The organism is Arthrobacter sp. FX8, assembly GCF_026723805.1.
GTDB lineage: Bacteria > Actinomycetota > Actinomycetes > Actinomycetales > Micrococcaceae > Arthrobacter.
Window position 1 is genome coordinate 4,100,726 of sequence record NZ_CP113505.1, and the last position, 14,832, is coordinate 4,115,557.

The window sequence follows — 14,832 nt, forward strand, 5'->3', positions numbered from 1 at the left end:
CTCTGGTCGAAAGGGACGGGACCACTCATGGCCAACATTGCCGAGGTTTTGGGGCGGCTTACGCCCGAAGAAGTCGATGAACTCCGCAGCCTTGGGCCGCAGGGCCACCTGCCGCGGCATCTGGTGGATGCCCTGGACCGTGCCGCCGGGGGAGCCGGATCGGGCCGCGGCTATTACGTGGTGAACGGCAACGTGAGCGCCACCGGGGGCCCCCTTCTCGTGCTGCGCAGCGACGTTTCCAACTGGCTGGCCGGCACGGGTTCCTGACCCACGTCGCCTGCCGACGGCGCGGTTCCTCCTGAGGGGCAGAACGGGAGCTCCCTGCGATGGCGGGTCAGGATTCCGGCAGGATGAATGTTGCCCTGGTACCCCGGCCGGGTTCACTCTCCAGGCTGATTGATCCGCCGTGGCCCTCAACAATGGTCTTGCTCACCGGCAGGCCCAGGCCGGCGCCGGGAATGGCGGTTTCACGCGACCGGGCCGAACGGAAGAACTTGCTGAAGGCCTGCTCCTGCTCCTCCCCGGTCATCCCCAAGCCGGTGTCCGTGATGGAGCAGGCCAGGCCCTCCCGGGTCCGGAAGGCCCGGGCGGTTATCAGGCCGCCGTTGGGGGAGTACTTGATGGCGTTCGAAAGCAGGTTCCGGATCACCTGGCCGATCCGTGCCGGATCCATCCTGGCATGAAGCGGCTGCTCCACATCGAGCACCAGCTGCAGTCCGTTGCCGGCAGCCGTGGGCGAAGCTGCGTCCACCTCCCGGGCCACCAGCCGGGCAAGGTCCGCCTGCTCCAGCGCGAGGTCCACGCGTTCCGAGGCGACCGCAATGAGGTCGTTGACGAGTCCCAGCAGGTGTTCGGCATTCCGGCGCACCACCAGGAGCTCGTCGCGGATGTCCTCATGCCCGGGTTCGTCCAGGACCAGTTCCAGGTAGCCGAGGATGGATGTCAGGGGGTCCGCAGCTCGTGCGAAACCGTGGCAACGAAGTTGTCCTTGGCCGCCAGCGCACCGATCAGGCTGGTGACGTCCACAAACGTGATGACGGCGCCGCCTTCCTGCCCGCCCGCCGGAGGAAACCCGTGCGAGCTCACGGAATAGGCGCGCTGCCGGTCCGCCGGGCCGGCCCAGTACAGCTCGTCAATGAAGGCTTCTCCCGCTGCGGCGCGGGCAGCGGGAAGCAGGTTTGCCGGCACTGGAGTGGAGCGGTCGGCGGACATCAGGGGTGCCTGGCCCCCTGCCGGGCTGATGACGCCGGCAAGGGCAGGGTCCGCGTGCATTGCCCTGTTTGCCAGCACCGTGTTCCCTTTGGCGTCCACCACCCAAACGCCCAAGCCAACCGCCCTGAGCACTGCGTCGAGCAGGGCCTGCCGGCGGACGCTTTCACCGAGTGTTCGGCCCAGGTGCAGTTCGTTTTCCATGAGCTTGATCCGCTGGCGCCGGATGGTTGTGGCCATCACATGCGCGGTCACCGCTATGACTGACAGGACCAGGGGAAGGATCAGGGTCCTGATCATCGATCCCCCCAGCACCGGGGAGCCCTGGACAACAGACGGAACCACGGTACTGAGGACTGCCCCGGCCATGGCCAGGACAGGCATGTACGGCCGGTCGTGGACGGAGAGCCAGATGACGGGGAACACCAGCATGATGCTGAGGACGTTGAAGGGCGGGCCTCCCGCCTCACGGGTGAACCCGATGGCCAGGCAGTCGAGCAGTGGGATGACGGCGAACGCACCTGCAGGGAGCCGGCCCCACGGTGTTGCAAAGCACGCCGCGGCGATTGCCAGGTGGAAGAGCAGCGCCGCCACGAACAGGTTGTCGTCGAACGTCTCCGGGCTGAAGATTGCAGTGGCGATCACCACGAGTGCAACCGTGGCCGTGACCGGCAGCTGGCTTGCGGCCACGCGCTTCCGGATGCTCAGGCCTTCGAGCAGCCCGTCAATCCGGTCCGACACAACCGGCTGCACAGGCGCCATGCGTGCACGGCCCGCACGGTCCGCGGTGCCCTGCTGTTCCTTGATTGCCATGCTTCCCCCAGCGCAGAAACCAAAAGCCTCCGTCTGCAAGAAGGTTTTGCACCAACAGTACCCGCCGAAAGCCCTGCAGAAACCAGGGCAGGGCGTTCCGTGGGCGCCGGCAATCTCCTGCCGCTACCCGATCAGGAGGCTGAGCGCTTCCGTGAGGTGTTCCACTTCCCGGACCGAAAACCCTGCAGGCACAGGGCCCGGGCCGGTGTGGCTGGCCGGGACCACGGCGTGGGTGAATCCCAGCCGGTGCGCCTCCTGGATGCGCTGGTTGATGCCTGGTACTGGCCGGACTTCACCGGCCAGCCCCACCTCGCCGAAGGCGATCAGCCGGACAGGCAGGGGCTTGCGGGCCTTGGCCGACGCCACGGCGAGGGCCACCGCAAGGTCCGTTGCCGGTTCGCTGAGCTTCACCCCGCCCACGGTGGCAACGTACGAATCGTCCTTGTGCAGCTGGGTCCCTGCGCGCTGCTGCAGCACGGCCAGGAGCATGGACACCCGGGAACTGTCCAGCCCGCTGGTGGCCCGCCGCGGCTGAGAGTTGGGGCTTTCCGCCAGCAGCGACTGCACCTCCGCCAGCAGGGGCGGCGCCCCTCCATGGTGACGGTGATGCAGGTCCCGGAAACCGGATCCTTGGTGCGGCTGACGAACAGCCCGCTGGGATCGGCCAGGCCCTCGATGCCGTTTTCATTCAGGTCGAAGCAGCCCACGTCATCCGTGGGCCCGTACCGGTTCTTCACGGCACGGAGCAGCCGCAGCCGGGAGTGCCGCTCACCTTCGAACTGGCACACCACGTCCACCAGGTGTTCCAGCAGCCGCGGTCCGGCAATGGAACCGTCCTTCGTGACGTGGCCCACCAGCAGGGTTGTCATGTTCCGCCGCTTGGCTGCGGCAATGATGGAAGCCGCCACTTCCCGGACCTGGGACACGCCACCGGCACTGCCGTCCACGTCCGCGCTGCTGAGCGTCTGCACCGAGTCCACGATCAGCAGCCGCGGTTCGATCTTCTCCACCTGCCCCAGCGCCTGCCCAAGGTCCGTCTCCGCGGACAGGTAGAGGGATTCGGCGACGGCGTCGATCCGCTCCGCCCGCAGCTTCACCTGGGCGGCCGACTCTTCGCCGGTGACATACAGGACGTCCTGGGCTGTCCGCGCGAACTTGGCGGCAACGTCCAGCAGCAGGGTGGACTTGCCGACCCCGGGCTCACCCGCCAGCAGGATGACGGCGCCGGGAACCAGTCCGCCGCCCAGCACCCTGTCCAGTTCATCCACCCCTGTTGGCAGGAACGCCGCGGTGGTGGCGTCCACGTCCGCGATCCGCCGCGCCGGCTCCACGACTGTTGTGGCCGCGGTGGTCCGCGCCACCGCCGTGCCTGTTTCCTCAACCGTGCCCCACGCCTGGCACTCGCCGCAGCGGCCCACCCACTTCACGGTGGTCCAGCCGCATTCGGCGCATTTGTATGCGGGCGCCTTGGAGGCCCGGGAAGTCTTTGTTGCCATGCGTCCAACCCTAGTGGCGGGCACCGACATCGGGCCCACCCCGCGCTGGGCCCGGCCCATCCCGCCTACAGTGCGGGCAGTACGTCCCTGGCCTCGTCCGCGTCCATGCCCGTGGCCTCCAGCAGATCCACCATCAGTGGCCGGAACAGCATCACCACCGTTTCGCCCTCCAGCCGCTGCACCTCCAGGAGTTTGGGGTGCAGGCGAAGGGCGATTTCGCTCAGGTCGCGCCGGGCCGTACGCAGATGGGCGCGGCGGACGCCGTCGTGCGATTCCGCAAGGCCCAGCGAAAGCTCATCAATCGCGGCAGCGGTCTCCTGCAGCACCTCCGCGATGCTGTCCGTGGCCTCGTCCGAGAGGGCGGCGTGGTTGATGGCGCTGGTGAGCCGCCGCGCAAAGACTCGGCTGTTGCGCAGGGCCAGGTCGATGAAGTCCAGCGACTGCTTGAGCCGGTCCAGTTCATCCCGGTGCCGGCGGTAGGCGGGCGCCAGCGTGGCAACTTCCCCGGAGGCCCGCAGCGACTGCCGCATGGCATCGACCAGGGGCTGGCAGTTCCTGCCGCGGATCAGCGCATGCCACGCTTGGGTCGAGTCGCTGTTGGCCAGCGCGGAGGCGCATTCCCGCAGCACTTCCGCCAGTTCGTGCAGCAGTTTCTGGACGTCGCGGCGTGGTTCCCGCCGTGGGTCCTTGGGCATGAGGATGGTCACCAGCAGGGCGCACAGGCCGCCCACCACCGCATCGATGCTCCGGGTGAACGGTCCGCCCGACGGCGCCGGAAGCAGCACCACCAGCAGCGACTGCAGGGCCAGCTGGGTGGTGAAGATGTTCCCGCTGTCAAGGAACCGCGCCAGCAGGATGGAGAAGAGAAGAACGACGGCGGCCACCCAGATTTCCCCGCCCAGCCAGTGCAGGAGCAGGTCGCCAACGGCGATCCCGATGGTGCAGCCCAGGCCCACTTCCATCACGCGCCGCAGCCGCGGTTCCCGCGAAAACCCGAGCGCGATCAGCGAGGAGGTGGCGGCAAACAGCGGGCCGGAGTGGCCCAGGACGTATTCCGCGAAGGCGTAGGCGCCCACCGCGCAGACGGTCATCTGGATGGCAGGGACGAACGAGTTGCGGCTCCGGATCAGGCCGGTCCGGACGCGGCTGCGCAGGAACCGTTGGGTTGCCGAGAGTCCTGCTTCGATTGCCATGGGTTCAAGTCTATTCAGTGGCGGTGGAGCACCCGGGCAGGCCACTACGGCCGGACCTGTGATCCGCGCAATGGTGACCCGGCATTTGTCAGCCAATATCCCGCCGTCGTTAATCCTCCGTTCACTTTGGACAGCCCATCCCGTTACCTGCAGCCCATAACTTACTGAAAGGTACACACCGTACGCATCGCGCAGCAGGGTTCTCCGGCCCTGTCCCGCACCTGAATAACCCTGGAAGGGGTACATCTAAGTGAAGGCACTCCGCTTCGGCCGCCACGCGGCTATCGCTGTCATCGCAGCCGGCGCACTCGCGCTCAGCGCCTGCGGTTCAGACAATGCCACGGGCACCGCTCCTGCCGGCAGCCAGTCCGCCGGCGGCACCAAGGTCACCGGCACGCTGACCGGCATCGGCTCCTCCGCCCAGGGCGCCGCCATGGACGCCTGGAAGACCAACTTTGCCTCCGCCAACTCCGGCGCCACCGTGCAGTACTCCCCGGACGGCTCCGGAGCAGGCCGCAAAGCCATCCTGGACGGCTCGGCCCAGTTCGCCGGCTCCGACGCGTACCTGAAGGATGACGAATACGCCTCCTCCAAGTCCGTCTGCGGCCCCGACGGCGCCATCAACGTCCCGGTCTACATCTCCCCGATCGCTGTGGCCTTCAACGTTCCCGGCGTCACGGACCTGAAGCTTGACGCCACCACCGTGGCCAAGATCTTCCGCGGCCAGATCACCAAGTGGAACGACCCCGCCATCGCCGCCCTGAACGCCGGCGTCTCCCTGCCCGACCTCAAGGTCACCCCGGTGAACCGCTCCGACGACTCGGGCACCACCCAGAACTTCACCGACTACCTGGCCGCCGCTGCGTCCGACGTCTGGACCGACAAGGCCGCCGGCGTCTGGCCTGCCAGCCTGCAGGGTGAGAACGCCAAGGGAACCTCCGGCGTGGTCAAGACCGTGACGGACACCCCCGGTGCCGTGACCTACGCCGACGACTCCGCCGTGAGCGGCAAGCTGGGCGTGGCCCAGATCAAGGTGGGCGAGTCCTTCACCAAGATCTCCGCCGATGCTGCCGCCAAGGCAGTGGACGCCGGCAAGCCGGTTGAAGGCCGCGCCGCCAACGACCTGTCCATCAAGCTGGACCGCAAGACCACCATCGAAGGCGCCTACCCGATCGTCCTGGTGTCCTTCCACGTCCTGTGCACCACGTACGACAAGCAGGAGACCGTGGACCTGGTCAAGGCCTTCGAGCACTACGTAGTTTCCGCTGAAGGCCAGAAGGCCGCAGCAGACTCGGCCAAGTCCGCTCCGCTGTCCTCGGACCTCGCAGCCAAGGCTGTCAAGGCGATCGACTCGATCAAGGCCAAGTCCTAGCCATCGCTGCGAAACCGGGTTCCCCGCCTGCCGGAAGGCAGTGCGGGGAACTTGGCTTTGCACCCTGCATTCCCAATCCAGCAACGACTCGAAGGGCCGTCGAATGACCGCCACCCCCTGACAAGTACCCAAGGCGCCGGACGCGCCGGGGATAAAGTCTTTTCCGGCGCCACGCTGGCAGCCGGGTGCCTGATCCTTGCCGTCCTCTTCGGCGTCGCACTGTTCCTGGTTGTCCAGGCAGTTCCCGCCCTGACCGCGCCCGCCGACAAGATCCAGGGCGGCCAGGGCTTTTTCGCCTACATCTGGCCCATCGTGATCGGCACTCTCATCGCGGCCGTCATCGCACTGGTCATCGCCACCCCCATCGCCATTGGCGTGGCGCTGTTCATCTCACACTTCGCACCGCGCCGCCTTGCCTCCGGACTGGGCTATGTGGTTGACCTGCTCGCCGCCATTCCGTCCGTGGTCTACGGTGCCTGGGGTGCAGCGTTCCTGGCAAAGGAAATCTCTCCGGCGTACGTCTGGCTGGCGGCCAACATGGGCTGGCTTCCCATCTTCCAGGGTCCGGCATCCACCACCGGCAAGACAATCCTCACCGCAGGCATCGTCCTGGCGGTCATGGTCCTGCCGATCATCACCTCGCTGTCGCGCGAGATTTTCCTGCAGACCCCCAAGCTGCATGAAGAAGCCGCGTTGGCCCTGGGCGCTACCCGCTGGGAAATGATCAAGATGGCAGTGCTGCCCTTCGGCAGGCCGGGCATCATCAGCGCCGTCATGCTGGGCCTGGGCCGCGCGCTGGGCGAAACCATGGCCGTTGCCCTGGTCCTGTCCTCCGGCGCTTTGACGGCCAGCCTGATCCAGTCCGGCAACCAAACCATCGCTGCCGAGATCGCCCTGAACTTCCCGGAAGCCAGCGGCATCAGGGTCAGCACGCTGATCGCCGCCGGCCTGGTCCTGTTCGTCATCACCCTGGCCGTGAACATGATCGCCCGCTGGGTCATCACCCGGCACAAAGAATTCTCGGGAGCCAACTAAATGACCTCCACGCTTACCCCCGTCCGCAGCAAGCGGTCGGCGCTCACCAAGGGCCAGCTGCCCAAGTATGCCCCCTACGCCGTCCTGGCTGCGGCCCTGATTGTTGGCGCCGCCATCCTGGCCCTGGTCGGCTTCAATGCGTTCGGCTGGGGACTGGTCTCCGCGATCCTGTTCGCCATCGGCCTGGTGTCCTGGAGCGCAGTGGTGGAAGGGTCCCGCAAGGCCAAGGACAAGCTGGCCACCTGCCTGGTGGTGGGCTCGTTCCTGGTGGCCCTCCTGCCCCTGGTTTCGGTGATCTGGACGGTGCTGGTGAACGGCATCCCGGGTCTTATGGACCCCGGGTTCCTCACCACCTCCATGAACGGCGTCACGGGCGCCTATGACAACAAGGCCGTGGAAAGCGGCGGCCCGGTGATGGGCGGCATCTACCACGCCCTCCTGGGCACGGTGCAGATCACCTTGCTTGCCACCATGATTTCCGTTCCGGTGGGGCTGCTCACCGCCATCTACCTGGTGGAGTACGGCCACGACGGCCGCCTGGCCAGGGCCATCACGTTCTTCGTGGACGTCATGACCGGCATCCCCTCCATCGTGGCGGGCCTGTTCGCTGCCGCGTTCTTCTTCGTGGTGGTGGGCCCGGGCACCAAGACCGGTGCGGTGGCCGCCGTCGCGCTGTCGGTGCTGATGATCCCCGTGGTGGTCCGCTCCAGCGAGGAAATGCTCAAGATCGTCCCCAACGAACTCCGCGAGGCCGCCTACGCCCTGGGCGTGCGCAAGTGGCGCACCATCCTCAAGGTGGTTATTCCGACGGCGATTTCAGGCATCGCGTCCGGCGTCACCCTGGCGATTGCCCGGGTCATCGGCGAGACGGCGCCCATCCTGGTCACCGCCGGTTTTGCCACCAGCATCAACTCGAACGTCTTTGGCGGCTGGATGGCATCGCTGCCCACGTTCATCTACACCCAGATCCTCAACCCCACCTCGCCCTCCAACCCGGACCCGTCCTCGCAGCGGGCCTGGGGCGCGGCGCTGGTGCTGATCATCCTGGTGATGGTCCTGAACCTGGTGGCCCGCCTGATCGCCAGGATCTTCGCCCCCAAAGCCGGCCGGTAACCAGGCCCTCCCTTCCGCCATACCGCGGCGGATCCTAGACTTCAATCCATACCCAGTAAGTGAAGGAACTCCATGTCTAAGCGCATCGACGTCAAGGACCTGAACGTGTACTACGGCGATTTCCTTGCCGTGGAGGACGTCAGCATCAACATCGAGGCCAAGTCCGTCACCGCGTTCATTGGCCCCTCCGGCTGCGGAAAGTCCACCTTCCTCCGCACCCTGAACCGCATGCACGAGGTCATCCCCGGCGCGCGCGTCGAGGGTGAGGTCCTGCTGGACGGCGACAACCTCTACGGCCCCGGCGTGGACCCCGTCACCGTGCGCTCCCAGATCGGCATGGTCTTCCAGCGCCCCAACCCGTTCCCCACCATGTCCATCCGCGACAATGTGCTGGCCGGCGTCAAGCTGAACAACAAGAAGATCTCCAAGGGTGAGGCCGACGTCCTGGTGGAGCGCTCGCTCAAGGGCGCCAACCTCTGGAACGAGGTCAAGGACCGGCTGGAGAAGCCCGGTTCCGGCCTTTCGGGCGGCCAGCAGCAGCGGCTCTGCATTGCCCGCGCCATCGCCGTGGAGCCGCAGGTGATCCTCATGGACGAGCCGTGCTCCGCCCTGGACCCCATTTCCACGCTGGCCATTGAGGACCTCATCAATGAGCTCAAGGACCAGTACACGGTGGTGATCGTTACCCACAACATGCAGCAGGCCGCGCGGGTTTCCGACCGGACGGCGTTCTTCAACATCGCGGGCACCGGCAAGCCGGGCAAGCTGATCGAATACGGCGACACCCACACGATCTTCAGCAACCCCGTCCAGAAGGCTACTGAGGACTACGTGTCCGGCCGCTTCGGATAGGGCACTCCAGCGTTGGCGATCTACTGGCCGGTTTAGTACGCTCATCTAGATACTTTTGAATCTAGTAGTAAGTCAGCTAAAGGAGTTTCGCCATGACGCAGACGGCCAGCAACGCCCTGGGCCCACAGCTTACGGTGTCCGTCCCCGGGCCGGGCGCACCGGCCCGGGATGCCGTGCTGCCCGTGGAGGGCTTTGCCGCAGCCGCCGGCCTGGCAGGACCCCTTGCCGCCGGCCCCCTGGCCCCTGAGCTTCAACCACACCTCGGGCTGGCTGCGGCCGGCCTTGAGGAAGAGGGCGATGTCCTGTCGGAGGTGTGGCGCACCAGCTCCCACCTCGAAAGCATGCAGTGGGAACTGGACAACGCCCTGCAGTCCCTGCACCAGGCGGTCCGCAACGCCTCCGCGGCCGGAGTGGCACACCACGAACTCTGCACCGCGGCGAACCTGACCGCCGAGGAGCTCGCGGCCGTCCTGATGGCCGAAACCGATGGCCCGGCCGCCATCCAGCTCTGACCGGCGCCCGCCCGGGCCCGGGCGGGCTTATTCCGGAACTTCCAGCTGGAATCCGCAATGGCAGCGCAGGACCCGGGTGGGCAGGGACACCGCGTTGAGGCCACTGCCCGTGTTGCTGCTGCGATAGCAGAGCCGCTCAACCTCGTGTTCCGCTTCCTCCATGGGGCAGCCGCAGTGGATGTACTCGTCCCCGAAGAGGATCACTTTCGCCATCCAGCGGACCTGGTTCAGGGCGGCCGCCACGTCGGCAGCGAAGGCACTGTGTTCCTGGAACAGGTTGCAGTCGTTGCAGGTGTAGGAAACCGTGACAAGGTCCCCGCCGGCGGCGCCGATGGACGTGATGGCATGAATGGTCAGCTGGTGCCCGGTTCCGCAGGCCTCGCACTGAAGTTGCCGTGGCTGTGGCAGGGGGCGCCGGAAATACGGGGAAGACATGACGCCTGCTCTTTTCCGCTGTGTGCATCCAAGCCGCCGTGTTGCTGCAGCGGTTGCCCGTCCGCGGCCCTGCACGCGGCCCGGACGCCGGTCCCCGCACCTTTGGCCCGGGGCGCTTTTTTCGAATCTACGTCACGGGGGTGCCCCTGTACAGGGGAGCTCCACCCTCCGCTGCCAGGGCCCACCGGGGGTGGATTCGACAGGGGTGGGCTAGGCAGAAACGGGGGACAGGGCCAGGGCCAGCACGAAGGCCAGGGCGCAGGTGGCCAGGGGCGTCAGGGCCCAGAGCCACAGGATCCTGATCACCAGCTTCCGGTTCGTTACCGAAAAATTCTGGTTCTCCCCGGCGCCCAGGGCCCCGGCGGTGACGGTATGGGTGGTGGAGAGCGGCCAGTGGAGCCCGATGGCGCCCACAAAGAGCATCAGTGCGCTGAAGGTCTGGGCCACCGATCCGCGCAGGGGGTCGATCCTGGTGAGCTTGTAGCCGATGGTGTGCGAGATCCGCCAACCGCCGAAGAGCGTCCCGGCGGTCATCATTACCGCGGAGAGTCCTGCCACCCACATGGGGATGCCGCCGTCGGAATAGCCTGCCGCCAGGAGGGCCAGCAGCAGTACCGCGCTGACGCGCTGGCCGTCCTGCAGGCCGTGGCCAAAGGCCACCGCGCCGGCGGCAACGGCCTGGCCCCTGCGAAAGCGCTGGTTCACCACATTGGGCTGCGTGTACCGGGCCACCCACGTGGCCGGATACACCAGCAGGAAGGAACCGCTGTAGGCCACAAGCGGGGACAGCACCAGGGGCAGCACCACTTGGAACAGCAGCGACTGGTCCACCCCGGCAACCCCCGGGCCGCCGATGGCAAGGCTGGCAAGGCCTGCGCCGGCAAGACCACCCACAAGGGCGTGGGTGGAGGACGCGGGGATGCCCCGCCGCCACATCAGCAGCCCCCAGGCGCAGGCGCTGGCCAGGCCGGCCACCAGGATGGTGAGCCCGTCGGCCCCGGCGGGAAGATGGATCCAGGTCTGGCTGGCGGCGACGGCAAGCAGGGCGCTCACCAGGGCGCCGACAAAGTTGAAGAACGCGGCAAGGAGCACGCCCACGCTGGGGGTGAGGGCCCGGTTCCGGACGGCAAGGGCCACTGAGGTGGACGCATCGCGGAAGCCGTTGAGGAAGGCAAACGCCGCCGCCAGCAGGACCACCGCCGCGAAGATGACTGCCGCCACCTCAGGATTCCTTGACGATGATGCTGCCTACCTGGGTGGCCACCCGCCGCATGTCCTTGGTGACCTCCACCAGCTGGTTGGCGATGTCCCGGTTGCGCGAGTACTGCGCCCATTTCATGTCCGCGATCATGTCCGCCACCCAAACCCGGTGGGTCCGCTCGGCACGCTTGGCCAGGCGCAGGATCTCGATCCAGTAGTCCTCAAGGTCATCCAGGTTGTTGAGCCTGCACATGGCGTCGACCGTCAGCTCGGCCTGCCGGCTGATGATCTCCAGCTGGTCCGCGGCGCGCTTGGGCAGGCGGTCCAGCTTGTACAGCGCCACCAGTTCCGCGGCGGCATCCATTTTCTCCATGGCCTCGTTGAGGTACCGGGAGAGGGCGTACATGTCCTCGCGGGGGAGCGGGTTCACGAAGCTGGTGCGCATGTGGGTCAGCAGGGCGAAATGCAGTTCGGCGGACTTGGCCTCGAGGTTGTGCATGTCCTCCACGAGGTTGCCGTGCTCGTCCGCGGGTACGCCAAGGATTTCGGCCAGGGTGGCGGTGGCCAGCACGATCTGTTGTGCCATCTGCGAGAGCAGGTTCAGCCCTGCGGGCTCCTGGGGGAAAAGGCGCAGCTTCACGTGTTTACCGGTCTCCGGGGACTTATCAAGGCGGGGGTCGCTGCCGTGTGACTTGACTCCGGCGCGCAACTGTCGCCTACTCTACCGGCCCGAAAGAGCACCTCTGAATTGTCCACCCGGAAGAGGGCAGAAAAATGGTGCCGAACCGGATACGCCTCTCGGCGGTAGGCCGCTCTAGGCGGCTAATTGTTGAAGCCCGGGGGTTTCGCGGCTCGGCACCGGTTTCAGTCTTCTACTTCACCCGGCCCAAGTCAATCTTGACAGCGGCGCCCTTGTTCGTCCCGGAAATAAGGGCCAGAGGGTGCCGGGCAGGCTCGAGCAACCAGCCCTGTACGGCCGGTTACCGGGTCCCGGCGGCCACTCAGTCCAGTTCGCCCAGGCGCCACGCGTTGGCGGCGTGCTCCAGGTCCTCGGCGGTCTTGACCAACTGGTGGGAGTTGCGGGTCAGCTTGCTGGCGTGTGCCTCGTTGGCGTGTTCGGCGCCGTCGGCAAGGGTGGCCTGGCCCAGCGCCACCACCCGGCAGAAGGCGGCGGACCGTTCCAGCGCGACGTCGAAATCGCCGTCGAACGCGCCGGAAAGGATGGCGTCGGCCATGGTGCGCATTTCCTCCGCGCCGGGTGGTTCAGCCGCGCCGGCCACCACGTTGGAGACCTGCGCGGTGTCCCGGCCCGCGCGGAAATACACGGAGATGCGTTCCGGATCCTGGACCGTCGCAGCGCGCAGCGCGTAAAGCCGCCATAGGGCGCCGGGAAGGGAGCGGGCCGGGCTCTCGGCCCACATCTCGGCGATGGCCTCCAGGCCCTGTTCGTCGGCAAGCTTCACGAGGCGTTCGGTGACCACCGGATCATCGCTGTCCCGGCCGTGGCGGACCAGGGCCTGCGCGGCGAGGTGGGCGGCCTCCGAGACGCGGGCGGGATCGGCCCCGCCGGCGAAGGGCTCGAAATCCATCGGGGCGAAGGGCTTGGGCTTGTGGTGCCGGTTGCTGCCGCCGTAAGGACTGGTTCCTGCTTGCTCGCTCATGCCCCCACGCTACTCCTGTGCCGCGGCGGAAATCGAGCGTCTGCGGCGCCCGGCTTCACCTGCGGGAAGAGGCGTCAAAAGGAGGATGAAAGCGTCCGACGACGGCGCCTGGGCCATGTGCGAAGCCGCCGGAACCATGGGTTAGAGTATTAACGTCCAGAAATGGATTGGGCCGGATGGGCAGACACAGCGTGTTTGGCTGGCCGGCAGGGGCCTTTAGCTCAGTTGGTAGAGCATCGGACTTTTAATCCGTGGGTCGTGGGTTCGAGCCCCACAGGGCCCACCGTTTACGCAGGCCAGAGGCATCCAGCCTCTGGCCTGCCGGTGGTTTCAGGGCCGTGGCCAACTATTGCGCGGGCGTCCGCGGGCCCGGCCTGCAAGCGTTTGGGTGCCTCACGGCCGGGATGGCGATGCCGGGGGAATCTGGCTGACCAGCCCCAGGGTGTTTCCCTCGCTGTCCCGGATGAATGCCATCCACTCCTCCGTGCCGGCGGGCCCCAGCAGGCCGTCGTCGTGGCTGAAGATCACCCGCGGTTCGGCCACTATTTCCACTTCCCGGCCCTTGAGTTGCTCCACAGTGCGCTTCACATCGGGAACGCCAAGATAGAGCAGCGAACTCGGCGCGCCCTGCTCCAGCAACAGCCGTACGCCGTCAAGGTCGAAGAACAGCAGCCCGGGCGGATCGAACACGGCCGTGTATCTTGCCGAAAGCAAGGCGCTGTAAAATTCCGCTGCCCGCTGCAGATCACTGGCGTGTTGAGCGACCTGAACCAAGCGCATGACCCCCGCCTTTTCCCAACCGTTCGATGCGTCCATCCTGCTCGTGTAGCACGTGTGCGGGCAAGGGATCCGACACCGCCGGGCCCTGACCGGTCCCATCCATTGCTCCGGCCCTTGGTAACCCCCGCCTCAGGCATGCACGATGGTCCCGTTGCGCGGCAGTCCGCCGGGGAACGAGAGGGGAACGCCGGAAGCCCGGGCTGGATCGGCGGAATCCATGGCCTGCACATGCAGATGCGGTTCCGTGCTGTTGCCGGAGTTGCCGCAGCGGCCCACCATCTCCCCGCACTCAACCGGCTTGCCGGGCCGGACGCAGACGCTCCCGCGCTGCAGATGGCACAGGGCGATGAACACCGCGCCGCTCCCGATGATCACGTGGTTGCCTGCAAGGCCCGGCCATCCCTCCCGCGCCCGCCTGGCCTGCGAAGCGGCGTAACGAATGGATGGAAAGCCGCGGAAGGCGGCATGGTCCGGCTCCCCGTCATGGGCGGCGAGGACAATACCGGAGGCCGGGGCTGTCACAGCCCTGCCAAACCCCACGAACTGCTCCGGCGGCTCGGGCCGGAACAGCGACGCCAGGGTGACCGGCGCAGACCGCCCGTTCCGGTCCAGCGGGGTGAAGTCGATGGCGTGGCTCGTGGCGAAAAGCCGCGTCCCGTGGCTGGGGATCCGGTTGGCGGGAGAATTCTGCACCAGCCAGGGGCCGGTGAACGGATACTCCAGGTCCGCAGGGGTCGCCGCAGGCATGGTTTGGCGGGGCTTGATGGGTCAGCTGGCGGGATCGTACTGGAAGGCGCGCACTTCCTGTGCGCAGCGGCAGGCCGCGGCGATCTTCGCGGCCCAGTGCAGTGCGGCTTCGTAGCCGGGCAGTTCCAGCACCGTGTAGCCGCCTTCGATCTGCGCCGTCTGGGGGTAGGTGCCTTCGCTCACCGTACCGTCGCCGTCGACCATCACGGGCGGAACGCTCTCGTCGATGCCGCCGCCGAACACCCAGACGCCGGCGTCCTTCGCCTCCTGGACCACGGCATGCGCGGCGTCCGCTACGGCCTGCAGGCCACCATCCGGGATGTCCATGGCGCCGCTGGGAAACGAGATCAGGTATTTGGTCATTCTCACGGCTCCTTCGTTGGCAAGTCGATCAGCTTCATCCTTCCCATCGCT

The 14,832-nt window shown here is 66.9% G+C and carries 16 protein-coding genes, 1 tRNA gene and 2 pseudogenes; 7 read left to right on the forward strand and 12 right to left on the reverse strand.

Translation table 11 applies throughout. The features are described from left to right. Nucleotides 1-27 precede the first annotated feature (27 nt). Nucleotides 28-267: a hypothetical protein gene (locus OUO20_RS19225; RefSeq protein WP_056388356.1), complete on the forward strand. Its 240-nt coding sequence runs from the start codon at nucleotides 28-30 to the stop codon at nucleotides 265-267. A 67-nt stretch (nucleotides 268-334) separates the two neighbouring features. Here the strand turns inward: OUO20_RS19225 and OUO20_RS19230 are convergent, their stop codons facing one another. The 5 genes and pseudogenes from OUO20_RS19230 to OUO20_RS19245 form a co-directional block, all read right to left on the reverse strand. Further along, on the reverse strand, nucleotides 335-871 hold the full coding sequence (locus OUO20_RS19230) for a sensor histidine kinase (RefSeq protein ID WP_268002440.1): 537 nt from the start codon (nucleotides 869-871) through the stop codon (nucleotides 335-337). Further along, nucleotides 872-946: pseudogene (locus OUO20_RS21605) on the reverse strand (hypothetical protein); the annotation flags it as partial. It abuts the gene before it with no gap. Beyond that, nucleotides 943-2,022 (reverse strand): hypothetical protein, encoded by a 1,080-nt coding sequence (locus OUO20_RS19235; RefSeq protein WP_268002441.1) that lies wholly within the window; start codon nucleotides 2,020-2,022, stop codon nucleotides 943-945. The pseudogene OUO20_RS21605 and the gene OUO20_RS19235, both read right to left, overlap by 4 nt. A gap of 123 nt (nucleotides 2,023-2,145) precedes the next feature. Then, a pseudogene (gene radA, locus OUO20_RS19240) lies at nucleotides 2,146-3,518 on the reverse strand (DNA repair protein RadA). A 65-nt stretch (nucleotides 3,519-3,583) separates the two neighbouring features. After that, nucleotides 3,584-4,711, reverse strand: a complete 1,128-nt coding sequence (locus OUO20_RS19245; protein WP_018770931.1) for an FUSC family protein — start codon at nucleotides 4,709-4,711, stop codon at nucleotides 3,584-3,586. Between the two features lie 250 nt (nucleotides 4,712-4,961). Here OUO20_RS19245 and pstS point away from each other — a divergent pair, with 250 nt between their 5' ends. The 5 genes from pstS (at nucleotide 4,962) to OUO20_RS19270 (ending at nucleotide 9,595) form a co-directional block, all read left to right on the forward strand. Next, nucleotides 4,962-6,083, forward strand: coding sequence for a phosphate ABC transporter substrate-binding protein PstS (pstS, locus tag OUO20_RS19250; RefSeq protein ID WP_018770930.1), 1,122 nt, complete (start codon nucleotides 4,962-4,964; stop codon nucleotides 6,081-6,083). A gap of 117 nt (nucleotides 6,084-6,200) precedes the next feature. Continuing rightward, nucleotides 6,201-7,118, forward strand: a complete 918-nt coding sequence (pstC, locus tag OUO20_RS19255; RefSeq protein ID WP_268003470.1) for a phosphate ABC transporter permease subunit PstC — start codon at nucleotides 6,201-6,203, stop codon at nucleotides 7,116-7,118. Further along, entirely contained in the window at nucleotides 7,119-8,231 is a 1,113-nt protein-coding gene (pstA, locus tag OUO20_RS19260) for a phosphate ABC transporter permease PstA (protein WP_018770928.1), read from the forward strand. It begins immediately after the preceding gene. 72 nt (nucleotides 8,232-8,303) lie between these two features. Further along, nucleotides 8,304-9,083 (forward strand): phosphate ABC transporter ATP-binding protein PstB, encoded by a 780-nt coding sequence (gene pstB / locus OUO20_RS19265; protein ID WP_018770927.1) that lies wholly within the window; start codon nucleotides 8,304-8,306, stop codon nucleotides 9,081-9,083. Nucleotides 9,084-9,175: 92 nt separating this feature from the next. After that, nucleotides 9,176-9,595 carry a hypothetical protein gene (locus OUO20_RS19270; RefSeq protein WP_018770926.1) on the forward strand — a complete coding sequence of 140 codons (420 nt, stop codon included), beginning with the start codon at nucleotides 9,176-9,178 and terminating at the stop codon, nucleotides 9,593-9,595. A gap of 27 nt (nucleotides 9,596-9,622) precedes the next feature. On the opposite strand, the gene OUO20_RS19275 is transcribed toward OUO20_RS19270, so the two are convergent. From OUO20_RS19275 to OUO20_RS19290, 4 genes are all read right to left on the reverse strand, one after another. Next, a complete protein-coding gene (locus tag OUO20_RS19275) occupies nucleotides 9,623-10,030 on the reverse strand; it encodes a hypothetical protein (protein WP_056388345.1) in 408 nt (135 codons plus the stop codon). 210 nt (nucleotides 10,031-10,240) lie between these two features. Next, the gene (locus OUO20_RS19280; protein ID WP_142069482.1) at nucleotides 10,241-11,251 is read right to left on the reverse strand and encodes an inorganic phosphate transporter; all 1,011 of its coding nucleotides are present in this window, start codon (nucleotides 11,249-11,251) and stop codon (nucleotides 10,241-10,243) included. 1 nt (nucleotide 11,252) lies between these two features. Further along, nucleotides 11,253-11,870: a DUF47 domain-containing protein gene (locus OUO20_RS19285; protein WP_018770923.1), complete on the reverse strand. Its 618-nt coding sequence runs from the start codon at nucleotides 11,868-11,870 to the stop codon at nucleotides 11,253-11,255. 361 nt (nucleotides 11,871-12,231) lie between these two features. Continuing rightward, nucleotides 12,232-12,891, reverse strand: coding sequence for a hypothetical protein (locus OUO20_RS19290; protein ID WP_018770922.1), 660 nt, complete (start codon nucleotides 12,889-12,891; stop codon nucleotides 12,232-12,234). Between the two features lie 210 nt (nucleotides 12,892-13,101). Between OUO20_RS19290 and OUO20_RS19295 the strand changes: the two genes are divergently transcribed. Further along, nucleotides 13,102-13,174: transfer RNA gene (locus OUO20_RS19295), tRNA-Lys, on the forward strand. A gap of 110 nt (nucleotides 13,175-13,284) precedes the next feature. On the opposite strand, the gene OUO20_RS19300 is transcribed toward OUO20_RS19295, so the two are convergent. From OUO20_RS19300 to OUO20_RS19310, 3 genes are all read right to left on the reverse strand, one after another. Then, a complete protein-coding gene (locus tag OUO20_RS19300; protein WP_268003471.1) occupies nucleotides 13,285-13,671 on the reverse strand; it encodes a VOC family protein in 387 nt (128 codons plus the stop codon). 129 nt (nucleotides 13,672-13,800) lie between these two features. Then, nucleotides 13,801-14,418: a M23 family metallopeptidase gene (locus OUO20_RS19305; RefSeq protein ID WP_268002442.1), complete on the reverse strand. Its 618-nt coding sequence runs from the start codon at nucleotides 14,416-14,418 to the stop codon at nucleotides 13,801-13,803. A gap of 21 nt (nucleotides 14,419-14,439) precedes the next feature. Further along, on the reverse strand, nucleotides 14,440-14,781 hold the full coding sequence (locus tag OUO20_RS19310) for a YciI family protein (protein WP_056388341.1): 342 nt from the start codon (nucleotides 14,779-14,781) through the stop codon (nucleotides 14,440-14,442). Nucleotides 14,782-14,832 lie beyond the last annotated feature (51 nt).

Bases quoted from the DNA above. Each gene is read 5' to 3' on its own strand.
- OUO20_RS19225 (WP_056388356.1), top strand. From the start codon at position 28: ATGGCCAACATTGCCGAGGTTTTGGGGCGGCTTACGCCCGAAGAAGTC.
- OUO20_RS19235 (WP_268002441.1), bottom strand. From the start codon at position 2,022: ATGGCAATCAAGGAACAGCAGGGCACCGCGGACCGTGCGGGCCGTGCA.
- OUO20_RS19245 (WP_018770931.1), bottom strand. From the start codon at position 4,711: ATGGCAATCGAAGCAGGACTCTCGGCAACCCAACGGTTCCTGCGCAGC.
- pstA (WP_018770928.1), top strand. From the start codon at position 7,119: ATGACCTCCACGCTTACCCCCGTCCGCAGCAAGCGGTCGGCGCTCACC.
- pstB (WP_018770927.1), top strand. From the start codon at position 8,304: ATGTCTAAGCGCATCGACGTCAAGGACCTGAACGTGTACTACGGCGAT.
- OUO20_RS19270 (WP_018770926.1), top strand. From the start codon at position 9,176: ATGACGCAGACGGCCAGCAACGCCCTGGGCCCACAGCTTACGGTGTCC.
- OUO20_RS19275 (WP_056388345.1), bottom strand. From the start codon at position 10,030: ATGTCTTCCCCGTATTTCCGGCGCCCCCTGCCACAGCCACGGCAACTT.
- OUO20_RS19290 (WP_018770922.1), bottom strand. From the start codon at position 12,891: ATGAGCGAGCAAGCAGGAACCAGTCCTTACGGCGGCAGCAACCGGCAC.
- OUO20_RS19300 (WP_268003471.1), bottom strand. From the start codon at position 13,671: ATGCGCTTGGTTCAGGTCGCTCAACACGCCAGTGATCTGCAGCGGGCA.
- OUO20_RS19305 (WP_268002442.1), bottom strand. From the start codon at position 14,418: ATGCCTGCGGCGACCCCTGCGGACCTGGAGTATCCGTTCACCGGCCCC.
- OUO20_RS19310 (WP_056388341.1), bottom strand. From the start codon at position 14,781: ATGACCAAATACCTGATCTCGTTTCCCAGCGGCGCCATGGACATCCCG.